The sequence below is a fragment of the Pseudomonas fluorescens genome, from assembly GCF_902497785.1.
GTDB classification, from domain to species: domain Bacteria; phylum Pseudomonadota; class Gammaproteobacteria; order Pseudomonadales; family Pseudomonadaceae; genus Aquipseudomonas; species Aquipseudomonas fluorescens_BO.
The window spans coordinates 71,845-87,330 of record NZ_CABVHK010000013.1 but is presented as its reverse complement, the minus strand read 5'-3'; the positions used below and the strand labels follow the sequence as shown (position 1 = coordinate 87,330).

Here is a 15,486-nt window from a genome sequence, read left to right as displayed (position 1 = left end):
TTCGCGCAAACTTGGTGCCGGCCGCGGCCGACGGGAAAACTCAAGAAGCCAGTGGCGATACTTGCCAAAGCCCGTTCTGCTGAATCAATTGCCGGTCGCAGTCCGCTTCACGGGCGGCGGCCAAAGGTTGCCCAGGCAATGCCTGAACGACACGCTGACCCTCACTGCGCAACTGGCAAACCTGCTGCCAGAGTGCCGCATCCGTACTGTCAGGCATCCAGATACCGCCAGACGGTAGCTCGATTTCAGCACGCCCCAGGGTCACCAGGGTTTTCAAATCGGTAGAAAAGCCGGTTGCCGGACGGGCGCGACCGAAGTCGGCGCCGATGTCGTCGTAACGACCGCCCTGGGCAATGGACTGGCCAACACCCGGCACGAACACCGCGAACACCACACCGGTGTGGTAGTGGTAACCGCGTAACTCGCCGAGGTCGAAGTACAACGGCAACTCCGGGAACCGCGCGGACAAACGCTCGGCAATCGCCAGCAAATCGTCCAGAGCGGCCAGCACCGGCGCCGGCGCATTGGCCAGACGTACGCGTGCAGCCTCCAGCACTTCACGACCACCACACAGGTCGACCAGCGCCCGCAGCATGCCCGACAGATCGGCAGGCAGGCCTTCGGTCAAGGTAATGACCTCGTCAATGGCCTTGCGTTGCAAGGCATCGAACAACTGTTGTTCCACTTCACCGGACAACCCGGCGGCGCGGGCCAGGCCGCGGTAGATGCCGACATGACCGAGGTCCATGTGCACATCCGGCACGTCGGCCAGTTGCAGCATGGCCAACATCAGGCTGATGACTTCCACGTCACTGCTCGGGCTGCCATCGCCATACAACTCGGCGCCCAGCTGAATCGGGCTGCGCGAGGATGACAACGCGCGCGGCTGAGCGTGCAGCACACTGCCGGCATAGCACAGGCGGCTCGGGCCTTCGCGACGCAAAGTGTGCGCATCGATGCGCGCCACTTGCGGCGTGATGTCCGCCCGGAAACCCATTTGCCGGCCCGATTGCGGGTCGATGACCTTGAAGGTACGCAGATCGAGGTCCTGGCCCGCGCCGGTCAGCAAGGATTCCAGGTACTCGATATGGGGAGTCACGACAAACTCGTAACCCCAGCTCTGGAACAGATCCAACACCTGGCGACGCGCAACTTCAATGCGCGCCGCTTCCGGTGGCAGTACTTCTTCGATGCCATCTGGCAGCAGCCAGCGGTCTACCGTTGCCATTACGCCATTCCCCTATGGTCCGGGCGGCAAGCCTGTGGGCGAGCCTTGAGTGAAGCAGAAAATGATGGGCTCATGTGTTCAAGCCACGCATGAACAACGCGGCGAAAAGCCGAAAACAGGCTTCGCCAATCACTTTCCTCGAAAAACCTGTCGAGTCATTCGACTCGGGCGCCTGCATGAAACACGGCAATCAAACGTGCAGACGCAAAAAAGCCGGGAATTTCCCGGCTGCCGCATCATACACACGTTTTCCCAAAGGATCACCCCGCCCGAGGCTTTAGCCGCCAGGCGGGGGATGATTCAGGTCAACGCTGTATCAAGGTTTGGCTTTTTCCAGGTAACGGAAGAAGTCGCTGCTTGGGTCCAGGACCATGACGTCGGATTTGTTCGCGAAGCTTTCACGGTAGGCGCGCAGGCTACGGTAGAAACCGTAGAACTCCTGATCCTGGCCGTAAGCCTTGGAGTAGATCGCAGCGGCCTGGGCATCACCGTCACCGCGAACCTCTTCAGATTCACGATAGGCTTCAGCCAGCAGCACGCGGCGTTGACGATCGGCGTCGGCACGGATGCCTTCCGCCAGCTCGTTACCCTTGGCGCGGTGCTCGCGAGCTTCACGCTCACGCTCGGAGCTCATACGCTCAAACACGCTACGGTTTACTTCTTTCGGCAGGTCGATGGCCTTGACCCGAACATCAACCACTTCGATGCCCAGTTCTTTTTCCGCCATCGTGTTCAACGAAGCGGTGATATCCGACATCAACGCGTCACGCTCACCAGAAACCACTTCATGAAGCGTGCGCTTACCGAACTGGTCACGCAGGCCCGACTCCAGACGACGGGAAAGACGCTCGTCAGCGATCTGCTTGAGACCGGAAGTTGCGGTGTAGAAACGCTCCGCGTCCTTCACGCGCCACTTGGCATAGGCATCGACCATGACCGCTTTCTTTTCCAGCGTAAGGAAGCGTTGCGTCGGTGCGTCCAGCGTCATCAGGCGTGCGTCGAATTTACGCACCTGGTTAACGTAAGGCACTTTCACATGCAGGCCCGGCTGAACATCGGCCTGAACCACACGACCAAATTGCAGCAGCACCGCACGCTCGGTCTGAGCCACGATGTAGAAGCAGTTCCAGGCGGCGATCGCGACAACGACGACGACAATAAGGGTGATCAGCGATTTATTGCTCATCAGCGACTCTCCCTGGTACGTGCTGGCTGTTGCTGCAGATCAGCTGCCGCACGTGCATTCGCTTCATTGCTGGTGGCTGCCGCGCCAGTCACCGGAGTGCTGGTGTTGCGACCACTTTCGACCATCTTGTCCAGCGGCAAGTACAGCAGATTGCTCTGGCCATTCTTGTTGCCGGTCACGAGAACCTTGCTGGTATTGCTGAAGACTTCCTGCATGGTGTCCAGGTACAGACGCTCACGGGTTACTTCAGGGGCCTTGCGATACTCGCTGACCAGCTTGGTGAAGCGATCAGCCTCACCCTTGGCGCGCGAGACGGTTTCGTCGCGGTAGCCATTGGCATCTTCAAGGATTCGTTGAGCCTGACCACGAGCTTCCGGCACGACACCGTTGGCGTAGGTTTCAGCCTGGTTGCGCGACCGCTGCTCGTCTTCACGGGCACGGATCACGTCATCGAAAGCTTCCTGCACTTCACGCGGTGCCGCTGCGTTCTGGACGTTGACCTGAGTAATGGTGATGCCGGTGCGATAGGTATCCATGAAGCGTTGCAGGCGCTCCTTGATTTCACTGGCCATCAATTCACGACCTTCGGTCAGCACCTGGTCCATCGCGGTGGAACCCACCACATGGCGCAAGGCACTTTCGGTCGCGTGCTGCAGGCTGATTTCCGGCTGATCGACGCTCAACACGAAATCCTGCAGGTTGCTGATCTTGTACTGCACGGTCAGCGGCACTTCGACGATGTTCTCGTCTTCGGTCAGCATCTGCCCCTGCTTGGTGTAGGCACGCTCACGCGTGACGTTCTCCAGGTACTTGCGATCCAGCGGCGGGAAATAGATGTTCAGACCCGGACCGACTGTCTCGTAGTACTTGCCGAAGCGCAGCACCACGGCTTGCTCCTGCTCGTCGACGACGTAGACCGCGCTGTACAGCCACACCGCGGCCAACACGACCAGGCCGATGCCGAGCAGGCCGCCGAAGCCGCCACTCTTGCCCGAACCACCGCCGTCATCACCGCGTTTCTTACCACCACCGAACAACCCGTTCAGGCTTTCCTGCAGCTTTCGGAAGGCCTCGTCGAGATCCGGTGGTCCCTTGCGGTCGCCGTTATTGCGGCGCTTGCCACCCCAAGGATCCTGATTATTCGAGTTGCCACCCGGCTCATTCCAAGCCATAGCGCTCTCCATCTGATAAAGCAAAGACGCACCCACGGCGCGCCGACCAATGCTACAGAATGCCTGTCACCACGGCACAACCGCTTTCTCAGGCTTTTATTGCAAAGTGTGTTGCTCGATGAACTCTGTCGGCACAACGCCTTCACGGCTGACCAGCCGATTAAGCTCCGAACGGGGCAATCGAACGGCCAGCAAGCTGACACCTTCTTCGTCGTGTTCTTCTTTCTGCACCGCTCCGAGTTCGAAGAACTGCGCACGCAGTCGAGCGAATCGTTGCGGCAAGCGCAAGGTACCGATAAACAACTCACTGCCCAACAACTCGGCAATGGCTTGCTCAAGCAATTGCAGACCACTGCCATCACGCGCCGACAGCCAGACCCGTTGAGGCTTGCCGTTCTCGTCGCGCTGAATTTGTGGCTCGACGCCTTCAAGCAAATCGAGTTTGTTATAGACCTCGAGGATCGGCAAGTCCTGGGCACCAATCTCGCCCAACACCACCATCACCTGCTCGATCTGCAACATGCGATCCGGTTCGGCCGCATCGATCACGTGCAACAACAGGTCGGAGTTGCTCGATTCTTCGAGGGTAGACCGGAATGCCTCGACCAGCTTGTGGGGCAAGTGGCGAATGAAACCCACCGTGTCAGCCAGGACAATCGGCCCCAGGTCGTCCAGTTCCAGACGACGCAAGGTCGGGTCCAGCGTGGCAAACAACTGGTCCGCCGCATACACGTCGGATTTCGTCACGTTATTGAAGAGCGTGGATTTACCGGCGTTGGTATACCCCACCAAAGACACGGTAGGGATATCCGCACGCGTACGGCCACGTCGCGACTGTTCGCGCTGGCTGCGCACTTTTGCCAGCCGGCCTTTGATCTGTCGCAGGCGAACCCGCAACAGGCGCCGGTCGGTTTCCAGCTGGGTTTCACCCGGGCCACGCATGCCGATACCGCCACCTTGACGCTCAAGGTGAGTCCAGCCACGAACCAGCCGGGTGCTCATGTGGTCAAGCTGGGCCAGTTCTACCTGGAGCTTGCCTTCATGGGTACGGGCGCGCTGGGCGAAAATATCGAGAATCAGACCGGTGCGGTCGATCACGCGACACTCGAAAACACGTTCGAGGTTACGTTCCTGACTGGGCGTAAGCGTGTGATTGAAGATCACCAGATCGGCTTCTTCAGCATGGACCAGGTCGCGTAGTTCCTCGACCTTGCCGCTACCGATCAGGAATTTGGCGGTTGGCCGATGACGCGGCACGTTAAAAAACGCAACGGTCTCGGCGCCGGCCGAATTAGCCAACTCCTGAAACTCCTGCGGATCTTCGCGCGCCTCAGGGTCCTGTCCATCCAAGTGAACGAGGATCACTCGCTCACCACCACCGTGGCGCTCAAAGAACAAAGGAGACTCCTATCAGGCGTTACCTGGCTCAGCGTCACCTGCTTCGGATTCGGTTGCGCTAGGCAGACGAATTGGACGAACCGGGACCACTGTAGAGATAGCGTGTTTGTAAACCATTTGGCTAACGGTGTTTTTCAGCAGGATAACGAACTGGTCGAAAGACTCGATCGTGCCTTGCAGTTTGATCCCGTTGACCAGGTAGATGGAAACCCCCACTTTCTCTTTACGTAAAGTATTCAAGTAAGGGTCTTGTAGCGAATGCCCTTTTGACATGTGCCGCACTCCTTTAAGGATTCAATATAAAAAATAGGTAAACAGATGGCTTGTGGCCGTCACACCCCCAAGGATAGACGGCAATTGCAAGGACTCAGCTCAATATGGAGATGGTCCCCAGGTATTTCAAGGCGCGCGGCAGATTGTCGCAATCCAGGCTGTCCAGCCAGTGTAAATCAGCCCAACTGCGCAACCAGGTGAACTGACGCTTTGCCAACTGGCGCGTGGCAATGATTCCACGCTCCTGCATCTCGGCTTGCGTCAGCTTGCCATCCAGGTAGTCCCAGACTTGTCGGTAGCCTACTGCACGTATAGACGGCAACCCGGAATGCAGGTCACTGCGCTTACGCAGGGCTACGACCTCGTCAATGAATCCCTGTTCCAACATAACTGTGAATCTTTGTTTAATTCGCTCGTGCAGTACCTGGCGATTTGCCGGAGCAATTGCCAAGTTCGCGACAGTATAGGGCAATTGTTGCAGTCCCGAAGCGGCTGCTTCAGTACTTTGCGCACTTTGTCTCAGTCGCAGCTCAGTCATGCTCTGACCGCTGACGCGATAAACTTCCAGAGCGCGACTGAGCCGCTGGGGATCGTTCGGATGGATGCGGGCGGCGGACTCAGGGTCGATCACCGCCAATTGGTCGTGCAGGGCCTGCCAGCCAAGGCGTTCAGCTTCTTCTTCGATCTGCGCCCGGACCTCGGGATCGGCGGCGGGCATGTCCGCCAGACCTTCAACCAAAGCCTTGTAGTAGAGCATTGTGCCGCCCACCAGCAGCGGAATTTTCCCGCGCGAAGTGATGTCGGCCATGGCTTCGAGGGCATCACGGCGAAAATCGGCGGCGGAATAACTCTCTGCCGGGTCAAGAATATCGATCAAACGGTGCGGGAATTCGGCCAGCACTTCTTTCGAAGGCTTGGCGGTGCCGATGTCCATGCCGCGATAAACCAGCGCCGAATCGACGCTGATCAACTCGCAGGGCAGGACTTTGGTCAGCTCGATGGCCAGATCGGTCTTGCCCGCAGCGGTCGGGCCCATCAGGAAAATCGCTGGGGGAAGCTGGCTCATCAACGACCGCGCAAGAAGAGTTTGTCCAGATCGTCCAGGCCCAATTGGGTCCAGGTCGGTCGGCCATGGTTGCATTGACCGCTGCGCTCGGTGTTTTCCATGTCACGCAGCAGACCGTTCATTTCCGGCAGGGCCAGACGCCGATTCGCCCGAATCGCGCCGTGGCAGGCCATGGTGCCGAGCAATTCGTTCAGATGCGCCTGAATGCGGTCGCTGGTGCCGTACTCCATCAGGTCAGCCAATACGTCGCTGACCAGTCGATTGGCTTCGGCTTGCTTGAGCAAGGCCGGAATCTGCCGAATCGCCAGCGTTTCCGGACCGAGTCGCTGCAATTCAAAACCCAGACGCTGGAACCACGCGACATTTTCTTCGGCGCAATCGCCTTCGCGCTCACTCACCGCCAGCGATTCCGGGACCAACAGCGGCTGGCCGCTCAGGCCTTCGCTGGCCATGGCGATTTTTAGCCGTTCGTACATGATCCGCTCATGGGCGGCGTGCATGTCCACCAGCACCAGGCCTTGGGCGTTTTCCGAGAGAATGTAGATGCCTTTGAGCTGCGCCAATGCGTAACCCAGCGGCGGAATATCATCCTGACCGGCCGGAAGCGCGACAGCATTGGCCTCAGGCAAGGGCGCAAAAAACTCACGGTAAGCCGCCTGAGCTTCTGCCGCCGGTACGCCGGACTGCGGACGCGGCGTGTATTGATACTGATAGCCGGCGCCGGCGCCAGAGCCTGCTGCGGTGTTGAACGACGGTTGTGCCTGCGGCTGCTCCAGCAATGCATTGGCCGCCAGGCGCATTTCGCCCTGCGGACCAAACTCGCCGGCATCGATACCGGAGGGGCGAACAATCGCCGTGGCCACAGGCGCCGCCAGATGATCATCCGGGCGCACATCGCCCAAGGCGCGGTGCAACGTGCCATACAGGAAATCGTGGACCATGCGCCCGTCACGGAAGCGCACTTCGTGCTTGGTCGGGTGCACGTTGACGTCGACACCCGCCGGGTCGACCTCGAAAAACAGCACGAAGGTCGGGTGCCGGCCATTGAACAGCACATCGCGATAGGCCTGACGGACCGCGTGCGCGACCAATTTATCTCGCACGGCGCGACCATTGACGAAGAAATACTGCAAGTCCGCCTGACTGCGGTTAAACGTCGGCAAGCCGACCCAACCCCACAGATGCAGGCCATTGCGCTCGATTTCGATCGGCAGTGCCTGCTCCAGAAACCCCGAACCACAGATCGCCGCCACACGCCGGGCGCGGGCCGCGTCGTCATGGGCTTCATGCAGGCTGAGGATGGTTTTGCCGTTGTGGCGCAAATGGAACGCCACGTCAAAACGCGCCAGGGCCAGGCGTTTGATCACTTCTTGCAGGTGATCGAATTCGGTTTTTTCGGTCTTGAGAAACTTGCGCCGCGCCGGGGTATTGAAGAACAGGTCGCGGACTTCCACCGAGGTGCCCACCGGATGGGCGGCGGGTTGCACGCGAGGCGCCATGTCGCGGCCTTCGGTTTCGACCTGCCAGGCCTGATCAGCGTCGCGAGTGCGCGACGTCAGAGTCAAACGGGCCACCGAGCTGATCGACGCGAGTGCCTCGCCGCGAAACCCCAGGCTCATCACCTGCTCAAGGTCTTCCAGGTTGCGAATCTTGCTGGTGGCGTGACGGGCCAGCGCGAGCGGCAGGTCATCGGCAGAAATGCCGCTGCCGTCGTCGCGCACCCGCAGCAGCTTGACGCCGCCCTGCTCGACATCGACATCAATGCGCCTGGCGCCGGAGTCGAGGCTGTTTTCCAGCAACTCCTTGATCACCGAGGCCGGACGTTCAACCACCTCACCGGCGGCAATCTGGTTCGCCAGTCGCGGGCTGAGCAACTCGATGCGAGTGCTATTGATCACGGCCTGATTCATTCTTTGGAAGCCAGTTCGGTGCCGGGAATGGTCAGGGTCTGGCCGACTTTCAGCTCGTCGCTTTTCAGGTTGTTGGCGCTGCGCAGGGTCGCCGGGGACACCTGATAACGCACGGCGATCATCGCCAGGGTTTCGCCGGGGTTAACCCGGTGATCCCGTGGCCCTTGGGCGATCTTGCCGGAATCACGCAGCCAGGCAATGTAAGTGCCCGGTGGCGGATTCTGCTGGAAGAACTGACGCACGCCGCTGCTGATCGAACGCGCCAGCGCCTGCTGGTGGTTCGCGGCGGCAAGCTTCGACGCTTCATTCGCGTTGGAGATGAACCCGGTTTCCACCAGGATCGACGGGATGTCCGGCGACTTCAGGACCATAAACCCGGCTTGCTCCACGCGCTGTTTGTGCAGTGGCGTGACGCGACCAATGTTGCTCAGAACCTTCTGGCCGACGTTGAGGCTGGAGGTCAGGGACGCGGTCATCGACAGGTCGAGCAATACGCCTGCGAGCATGCGGTCCTTGTCGTCGAGGCTGACGTTGCCGGCGCCGCCGATCAAGTCGGAACGGTTTTCGCTGTCGGCCAGCCAACGCGCAGTTTCCGAGGTGGCGCCGCGATCAGACAGGGCGAACACCGACGCACCGAAGGCAGCGGCCGAAGGCGCAGCGTCGGCGTGGATCGAAACGAACAGGTCGGCGCCCTTCTTGCGGGCGATTTCGGTACGCCCGCGCAACGGAATGAAGTAGTCGCCAGTGCGGGTCAGTTCGGCGCGGAAACCCTTCATGCCGTTGACCTGACGCTGCAATTCGCGAGCGATGGCCAATACCACGTCTTTTTCACGCTGACCGCGAGAGCCCGAGGCGCCCGGGTCTTCGCCGCCGTGACCGGCATCGATGACCACAATAATGTCGCGCTTGCCGGCAGGAGCGGGCGGCAGCTTGACGGGAGGATCGATCGGGGTGACCGGGACCGGGGCCACCGTCGCGACGTTGGTCGGCACAGGAATCGGTGCGGCGTCGGCGGGATTGTCGAACAGATCGACCACCAGTCGGTTGCCGTATTGGGCGTTCGGCGCCAAGGTAAAACTCTTCGGCGTGACGGCCTTTTTCAGGTCGATGACCACGCGCAGGTCGGTCGGCGTGCGTTGGGCCGAGCGCATGGCAGTGATCGGCGAATTCGAAGCGTTGACGTTCAGTGGCGCTCCGAGGGTTGCGCCATTGATGTCGATCACCAGCCGGTCCGGGGACGTCAAGGTGAAAACGCTGTGTTGCACCGGCCCGGTCAGGTCGAACACCAGCCGTGTGTTGTCCGGCGCCCGCCACAGGCGAACGCTGTTGACCTTCGTTTCGGCCACAGCGTTGACGGTCACCGCCAAAAACAACAACCCTACGGCAGCTACCATCGCGCGAAAGCGCATACCAGACCCCATCATTTAATTGGATTCCAATGCCAAAGCGGCACACCACGACTCGCCACGCGAGCCCTGGGACAAAATTTTCAGCGAACGCCCGCTGTCTTGCGGGCTAATGGTAATGGTCAGGTCGGGCTTTGGCAAAAAGCCTGCACCCTTGCCGGGCCATTCGATCAGGCATAACGCATCGTCTTCGAAGTAGTCGCGGATGCCGAGGTACTCCAGTTCTTCAGGGTCGACCAGCCGATACAGGTCGAAATGGAAGGCGCGTATGTCGCCGATTTCGTAGGGTTCAACCAACGTGAACGTCGGACTTTTTACCGCACCGACATGCCCCAATCCCCGGATGATGCCTCGGGACAGCGTGGTTTTCCCCGCGCCAAGGTCCCCCTCCAGAAAAATCAGACCGTGCCCTTCGGTCGTTCGTGCGATGCGCGCGCCAAATTCGGTCATCGCCTCTTCATCGGCCAGGTACAGAGTTACTTCAGACACGGTGCTTGCTCCTCCAACAACTGACGAATGGCTGGAATCAGATCACTGGCCGCCAGCCCACGGCCCGATTTACCTTGTTGCGCGCCAGCATTGGCGTGCAGCCACACCGCAAGGCTGGCCGCATCGAATGCGTCCATGCCCTGGGCCAGCAACGCGCCTACCAGACCGGCGAGTACATCGCCCAATCCGGCCGTGGCCATGGCCGGATGGCCTTGATGACAGACAGCCAGGCGCCCGTCCGGGCTGGCGACCAGACTTCCGGCGCCTTTCAAAATCACCACGGCTGTATATTTTTTGCTCAAAGCGTGAGCGGCGGCAGGACGGTCGGCCTGAACGTCGGCCGTTGATATTCCCAGCAACCGCGCCGCCTCGCCCGGATGCGGCGTAATCACGCAATCCTTGGGCAAACTTACGACCCCACCCGCCAGCATGTTCAATGCATCCGCGTCCCAGACTTGCGGCAACGGCGCGTTGGCCGCTGCCGACAACAGACTGCGCCCCCACGAAGCCTGCCCCAAGCCGGGACCGACCACCAGTACGGAAACCTTTTGCAGCAGCTCCATCAGCTGATTGGCCGACGAAGTCCCCAGCACCATGGCTTCGGGGATTCTGGCCAGCGCCGCCGCGACGTGTTCGCTGCGCGTCGCCACCGACACCATCCCCGCGCCACTGCGCAGCGCACTGTGCGCGCTCAACAGGATTGCGCCGCCGAACCCGCGATCACCGCCAATCAGCAGGACATGGCCGAAACTGCCTTTATAAGCAGTCGGTGCGCGACCCGCCAGACGCGGCAGGTTGCCAGCCGACAGGCGACGTGCGCTGACGGGAATCTCGCCGCACAACTCAGGCGAGGCTTGCAGGTCATTGAAGACCAACTCGCCCACCACATTCGCCGCGTCGCCCGTGAACAGACCCAGTTTCAATCCGATGAAGGTCACGGTCAGATCAGCCCGCACCGCCGCGCCGAGCACCCGCCCCGTATCCGCACACAGCCCGGAAGGAATATCCACCGCGGCCACCGGTCGGTCACTGGCATTGATCGCCGCGATAACACTCGCATAGGGTTCCCGCACGTCTCCCGCCAGACCGGTGCCGAGCAAGGCATCCAATACGACGCCGCGCAATTCGGACTGCGCCGTCCAGCTCTGAACGGCGACCCCTTCGGCGATGGCCTCTGCGTGAGCCAATCGGGCATCGCCCTGCAACTGCTGAGGATCTCCGGCCGCCAACACGCGCACATGCCAACTGGCCCGCCTGGCCAACACCGCAACCAGATAGCCGTCGCCAGCGTTGTTGCCGTGACCGGCGACCACCGTCAATTCGTTCGCCGTCGGCCATTGCCGGACCAGCGCACGCCAGGTCGCCCGTGCCGCACGCTGCATCAATTCGAAGCCCGGCGTGCCGGCCGCAATCAGGCTCGCATCGAGGGCTCGCACTTGCGCGGCGCTGTACAGCGCGTCGGGTAAATCATCTTTAGTGTGCGGCATGCGTCTTCAGGCTCCGATGTCTGGCAGAATTATACGCACCTCAGCTCCGGTTTCTCTCGCCTCATGCCCGCTATTACCACAGACCTGCCCGCCCTCGCCCAATCCATCAAGGACTGGGGCCGCGAGTTGGGCTTTCAGCAAGTCGGCATCAGCGGCCTCGACCTCGCCGAGCATGAGCAGCACCTGGAGCGCTGGCTCGAAGCCGGCTATCACGGCGAAATGGACTACATGGGCGCCCATGGCAGCAAACGCTCACACCCGGAAGAGCTGGTGCCGGGCACTTTGCGCGTGGTTTCCCTGCGCATGGACTACCTGCCCGGCGACACCCAAATGGCGCAATTGCTGGCCCAACCGGAAAAAGCCTACGTCTCGCGTTATGCCTTGGGCCGCGATTACCACAAATTGATCCGTAAACGCGTGCAACAACTGGCAGAAAAGATTCAGACGGTGATCGGCCCGTTCGGCTACCGCGCATTTGTCGACAGTGCGCCGGTGCTGGAAAAAGCCATTGCTGAAAAGGCCGGCCTTGGATGGATCGGCAAAAATACGCTGGTCTTGAATCGCAAGGCCGGCAGTTATTTTTTCCTCAGCGAACTGTTTGTCGACCTGCCGCTGCCGGTCGACCCACCCCACAGCACCGAACACTGCGGCCGCTGTACCGCGTGTCTGGACATCTGCCCGACCAATGCCTTCGTCGGCCCTTATGTGCTGGACGCTCGGCGCTGTATTTCCTATCTGACCATCGAGCTGAAAAGCGCGATCCCCGAAGACCTGCGGCCATTGATCGGCAATCGGGTATTCGGCTGCGATGATTGCCAGATCGTTTGCCCATGGAACCGCTTCGCCCGCCCGTCCGGCGAAAGCGACTTCAAGCCACGGCACAATCTGGACAACGCCGAACTGGCGGAATTGTTCATGTGGGATGAGGACAAATTTCTCAGCAGTACCGAAGGTTCGCCGTTACGACGCGCCGGTTACGAGCGCTGGTTGCGCAATCTGGCGGTGGGCCTGGGCAATGCGCCGTCGAGCATTCCGGTGCTGGAGGCGTTGAAGGCGCGCCGGGAGCACCCGTCAGAGCTGGTGCGCGAACATGTCGAGTGGGCGCTGAAACAACACGGACTGGCGTAGGAGCTGCCGAAGGCTGCGATCTTTTGATCCTGATTTTTCAAGATCAAAAGATCGCAGCCTTCGGCAGCTCCTACAGGGCTTTGCGATTCAAGCTTCGTCGTTGTAGACGAACTTGGGCATTTCCCAGTGAAACCGGATCGCCAGCAAGCGCAGCAGGAAGCCGCCGAACAGGGTGATCAGGATTGCCTGCTCTCCCGGCACGTTCAGATAAAGGCACAGCATGTAACACCACGCCGCCGCGAACGAGACGCTGGCGTAAAGCTCGCGACGGAAAATCAGGGGGATGTCGTTGCAGAAGATGTCGCGCAGGATGCCGCCGAATACGCCGGTGATCACGCCACTGACCGAGGCCACCAGCATGCCGTGGCCCATTTCCAGGGCGGTCATGCAGCCGATCAGGGTGAACGCCACCAGCCCGACGGCGTCGAGCACCAGAAACAGCGAGCGCAGGTGGCGCATCCAGCGTGCCGTGAAGACCGTGACCATTGCCGCGACCGAGGTCAACACCAGGTATTCCGGGTGCTTGACCCAGGTCAGGGGGTAATGGCCGAGCAGCACGTCGCGCACCGAACCGCCGCCCAACGCCGTGATACAGGCGATCAGCACCACGCCGAACCAGTCCATGCCGCGGCGGCCGGCAGACAGCGCGCCGGTCATGGCTTCGGCGGTGATGGCGATCAGGTAAAGCATCAGCAACATGGTGGCGGTCCTTGCAGGAAGGCGCGCAGTCTAGCCATTTAGTTCCGGCACCAAAAGAGGGCAGGCGTGCCGCAATCCCCTGTAGGAGCTGCCGCAGGCTGCGATCTTTTGATTTTGCTTTAGAACCAGGATCAAAAGATCGCAGCCTGCGGCAGCTCCTACACAGGGACCGCGATGCAGCATCAGAACTTGATGAAATGCTGGCGGTAATGCTGCAATTCGGCGATCGATTCGCGGATGTCGTCCAGCGCCAGGTGGGTGCTGCCCTTTTTGAAGCTGTCACGCACGTCCGGCGCCCAGCGCGCGGCCAGTTCTTTCAGGGTCGAGACGTCGAGGTTGCGGTAGTGGAAGTAGCTTTCCAGGGATTTCATGTGCGTATAAAGGAAGCGTCGGTCCTGGCAGATGCTGTTGCCACAGATCGGCGACTTGCCCTTCGGCACCCATTTCTCCAGGAAGGCAATGGTCTCAGCTTCGGCTTCGGCCATGCTGATGCGGCTGTCACGCACGCGCTGGGTCAGGCCCGAGCCGCCGTGTTGACGGGTGTTCCACTCATCCATGCCAGCAAGAATTTCATCGCTGTGATGGATGGCGATCACCGGACCTTCGGCCAAGGTATTCAGATCACTGTCAGTGACAATGGTGGCCATCTCGATGATGACGTCGGTATCAGGGTTCAGACCGGTCATTTCCAGGTCGATCCAGATCAGATTCTGCGGGTTTTGCATGTGTCGGCTCCTAGGCAATGCTGCGCAGTTTAGCCTAGGGCGGCGCCCGGGCGTGCTAAACTCGCGGCCGTTTTACCTAATCGCTGCATTCTTCATACGGAACACCCATGGCCAAACGCCAACTCAATCGTCGTCAAAACTGGCGCATCGAAAAGATTCAGGGCGAGCGCGCTGCCCGCGCCGCCAAACGCGAGTCCTCGGCTGTCGAGGCACTTGAAGGCGGCGACCTGGGCCCGGAACAGACCGGCCTGGTGATCGCGCACTTCGGTGTGCAGGTCGAAGTCGAAGCCCTCGAAGGCGAATTGGCCGGCCAAGTGTTCCGCTGTCACTTGCGCGCCAACCTGCCGGCGCTGGTGACCGGCGATCAGGTGGTCTGGCGTGCCGGCAACCAGGGCATCGGGGTGATCGTGGCGCAACTGCCGCGCAAAACCGAGCTCTGCCGTCCGGACAGCCGTGGCCAGCTCAAGCCGGTGGCGGCCAACGTTGACATGATCGTCATCGTCTTCGCACCGTTGCCCGAGCCGCATGCCAACCTGATCGACCGTTACCTGGTCGCGGCGGAACACGCCGGGATTCGGCCACTGCTGCTGCTGAACAAATTCGACCTGATCGACGAGCAGAACGCCCCGGCGCTGAATGCCTTGCTCGCGGTTTATCGCACGCTGGGTTATCCGGTGCTGGAAGTGTCGGCGCACCACGGCAATGGCATGGAACAACTTCAAGAACAACTGGACGGGCGCATCAGCGTGTTCGTCGGCCAGTCCGGTGTCGGCAAATCTTCGCTGGTCAACAGTTTGCTGCCGGAAGTCGAAACCCGCGTCGGCCCGCTGTCCGAGCTGTCCGGCCAGGGCACTCACACCACGACCACCGCGCGTTTGTTCCACTTCCCCGGTGGCGGTGAGCTGATCGACTCCCCGGGCATTCGCGAATTCGGCCTGGGCCACGTCAGCCGCGCCGACGTCGAAGCAGGCTTCATCGAGTTCAACGACCTGATCGGCACTTGCCGCTTCCGCGACTGCAAACACGACCGCGAGCCGGGTTGCGCCCTGCTCAAGGCGCTCGAAGAAGGCCGCGTGCAGCAGCAACGGATGAACAGCTACCGCTCGATCATCGCCAGTTTGCCGGAAAGCAGCTACTAAACAGGTGAGCCTGCCGCCCCGACGCTGACGGGGCGGAGCTCTCTCGTTTATGCCTTACAAATCCCTCACGGATTAAACGTCAGATATTTCTGAAAGGCTTGCGTGCGCCTTCTGTAAGGCCATTCTCTTTATTGCCGCCGATCTTGTGACACCCCGCCAAGTGCCTACATTCAAGCCCTC

The 15,486-nt window shown here is 60.6% G+C and carries 14 protein-coding genes; 2 read left to right on the top strand and 12 right to left on the bottom strand.

Features of this window, described 5'->3' with window-relative positions:
• Positions 1-40 precede the first annotated feature (40 nt).
• The 10 genes from F8N62_RS19865 to F8N62_RS19820 form a co-directional block, all read right to left on the bottom strand.
• The gene (locus tag F8N62_RS19865; protein WP_150712278.1) at positions 41-1,228 is read right to left on the bottom strand and encodes an ATP phosphoribosyltransferase regulatory subunit; all 1,188 of its coding nucleotides are present in this window, start codon (positions 1,226-1,228) and stop codon (positions 41-43) included.
• 316 nt (positions 1,229-1,544) lie between these two features.
• Positions 1,545-2,414 carry a protease modulator HflC gene (hflC, locus tag F8N62_RS19860; protein WP_017336255.1) on the bottom strand — a complete coding sequence of 290 codons (870 nt, stop codon included), beginning with the start codon at positions 2,412-2,414 and terminating at the stop codon, positions 1,545-1,547.
• Complete coding sequence (gene hflK, locus F8N62_RS19855; RefSeq protein WP_150712277.1) at positions 2,414-3,586, bottom strand: FtsH protease activity modulator HflK; 1,173 nt, start codon at positions 3,584-3,586, stop codon at positions 2,414-2,416. The genes hflC and hflK overlap by 1 nt, the downstream gene beginning before the upstream one ends.
• 96 nt (positions 3,587-3,682) lie before the next feature.
• On the bottom strand, positions 3,683-4,984 hold the full coding sequence (hflX, locus tag F8N62_RS19850) for a ribosome rescue GTPase HflX (protein WP_150712276.1): 1,302 nt from the start codon (positions 4,982-4,984) through the stop codon (positions 3,683-3,685).
• Between the two features lie 12 nt (positions 4,985-4,996).
• Positions 4,997-5,257, bottom strand: a complete 261-nt coding sequence (gene hfq, locus F8N62_RS19845; protein ID WP_007902656.1) for an RNA chaperone Hfq — start codon at positions 5,255-5,257, stop codon at positions 4,997-4,999.
• 94 nt (positions 5,258-5,351) lie between these two features.
• Complete coding sequence (gene miaA, locus F8N62_RS19840; protein WP_150712275.1) at positions 5,352-6,323, bottom strand: tRNA (adenosine(37)-N6)-dimethylallyltransferase MiaA; 972 nt, start codon at positions 6,321-6,323, stop codon at positions 5,352-5,354.
• Entirely contained in the window at positions 6,323-8,233 is a 1,911-nt protein-coding gene (mutL, locus tag F8N62_RS19835; protein WP_150712274.1) for a DNA mismatch repair endonuclease MutL, read from the bottom strand. Before mutL ends, miaA begins: the two co-directional genes overlap by 1 nt.
• Complete coding sequence (locus F8N62_RS19830) at positions 8,230-9,657, bottom strand: N-acetylmuramoyl-L-alanine amidase (protein ID WP_150712273.1); 1,428 nt, start codon at positions 9,655-9,657, stop codon at positions 8,230-8,232. The genes mutL and F8N62_RS19830 overlap by 4 nt, the downstream gene beginning before the upstream one ends.
• Positions 9,658-10,128 (bottom strand): tRNA (adenosine(37)-N6)-threonylcarbamoyltransferase complex ATPase subunit type 1 TsaE, encoded by a 471-nt coding sequence (tsaE, locus tag F8N62_RS19825; protein WP_150712272.1) that lies wholly within the window; start codon positions 10,126-10,128, stop codon positions 9,658-9,660.
• Complete coding sequence (locus F8N62_RS19820) at positions 10,116-11,615, bottom strand: NAD(P)H-hydrate dehydratase (protein ID WP_150712271.1); 1,500 nt, start codon at positions 11,613-11,615, stop codon at positions 10,116-10,118. The genes tsaE and F8N62_RS19820 overlap by 13 nt, the downstream gene beginning before the upstream one ends.
• 63 nt (positions 11,616-11,678) lie before the next feature.
• Here F8N62_RS19820 and queG point away from each other — a divergent pair, with 63 nt between their 5' ends.
• The gene (queG, locus tag F8N62_RS19815; RefSeq protein WP_150712270.1) at positions 11,679-12,743 is read left to right on the top strand and encodes a tRNA epoxyqueuosine(34) reductase QueG; all 1,065 of its coding nucleotides are present in this window, start codon (positions 11,679-11,681) and stop codon (positions 12,741-12,743) included.
• Positions 12,744-12,830: 87 nt separating this feature from the next.
• On the opposite strand, the gene F8N62_RS19810 is transcribed toward queG, so the two are convergent.
• Both F8N62_RS19810 and orn read right to left on the bottom strand, forming a co-directional pair.
• The gene (locus F8N62_RS19810) at positions 12,831-13,442 is read right to left on the bottom strand and encodes a trimeric intracellular cation channel family protein (protein ID WP_150712269.1); all 612 of its coding nucleotides are present in this window, start codon (positions 13,440-13,442) and stop codon (positions 12,831-12,833) included.
• A 182-nt stretch (positions 13,443-13,624) separates the two neighbouring features.
• Positions 13,625-14,167, bottom strand: coding sequence for an oligoribonuclease (gene orn / locus F8N62_RS19805; RefSeq protein ID WP_128606376.1), 543 nt, complete (start codon positions 14,165-14,167; stop codon positions 13,625-13,627).
• Between the two features lie 107 nt (positions 14,168-14,274).
• Between orn and rsgA the strand changes: the two genes are divergently transcribed.
• On the top strand, positions 14,275-15,306 hold the full coding sequence (gene rsgA, locus F8N62_RS19800) for a small ribosomal subunit biogenesis GTPase RsgA (RefSeq protein ID WP_150712268.1): 1,032 nt from the start codon (positions 14,275-14,277) through the stop codon (positions 15,304-15,306).
• Positions 15,307-15,486: the final 180 nt, after the last annotated feature.

Bases quoted from the DNA above. Each gene is read 5' to 3' on its own strand.
- F8N62_RS19865 (WP_150712278.1), bottom strand. From the start codon at position 1,228: ATGGCAACGGTAGACCGCTGGCTGCTGCCAGATGGCATCGAAGAAGTA.
- hflC (WP_017336255.1), bottom strand. From the start codon at position 2,414: ATGAGCAATAAATCGCTGATCACCCTTATTGTCGTCGTCGTTGTCGCG.
- hflK (WP_150712277.1), bottom strand. From the start codon at position 3,586: ATGGCTTGGAATGAGCCGGGTGGCAACTCGAATAATCAGGATCCTTGG.
- hfq (WP_007902656.1), bottom strand. From the start codon at position 5,257: ATGTCAAAAGGGCATTCGCTACAAGACCCTTACTTGAATACTTTACGT.
- miaA (WP_150712275.1), bottom strand. From the start codon at position 6,323: ATGAGCCAGCTTCCCCCAGCGATTTTCCTGATGGGCCCGACCGCTGCG.
- mutL (WP_150712274.1), bottom strand. From the start codon at position 8,233: ATGAATCAGGCCGTGATCAATAGCACTCGCATCGAGTTGCTCAGCCCG.
- F8N62_RS19830 (WP_150712273.1), bottom strand. From the start codon at position 9,657: ATGATGGGGTCTGGTATGCGCTTTCGCGCGATGGTAGCTGCCGTAGGG.
- F8N62_RS19820 (WP_150712271.1), bottom strand. From the start codon at position 11,615: ATGCCGCACACTAAAGATGATTTACCCGACGCGCTGTACAGCGCCGCG.
- queG (WP_150712270.1), top strand. From the start codon at position 11,679: ATGCCCGCTATTACCACAGACCTGCCCGCCCTCGCCCAATCCATCAAG.
- F8N62_RS19810 (WP_150712269.1), bottom strand. From the start codon at position 13,442: ATGTTGCTGATGCTTTACCTGATCGCCATCACCGCCGAAGCCATGACC.
- orn (WP_128606376.1), bottom strand. From the start codon at position 14,167: ATGCAAAACCCGCAGAATCTGATCTGGATCGACCTGGAAATGACCGGT.
- rsgA (WP_150712268.1), top strand. From the start codon at position 14,275: ATGGCCAAACGCCAACTCAATCGTCGTCAAAACTGGCGCATCGAAAAG.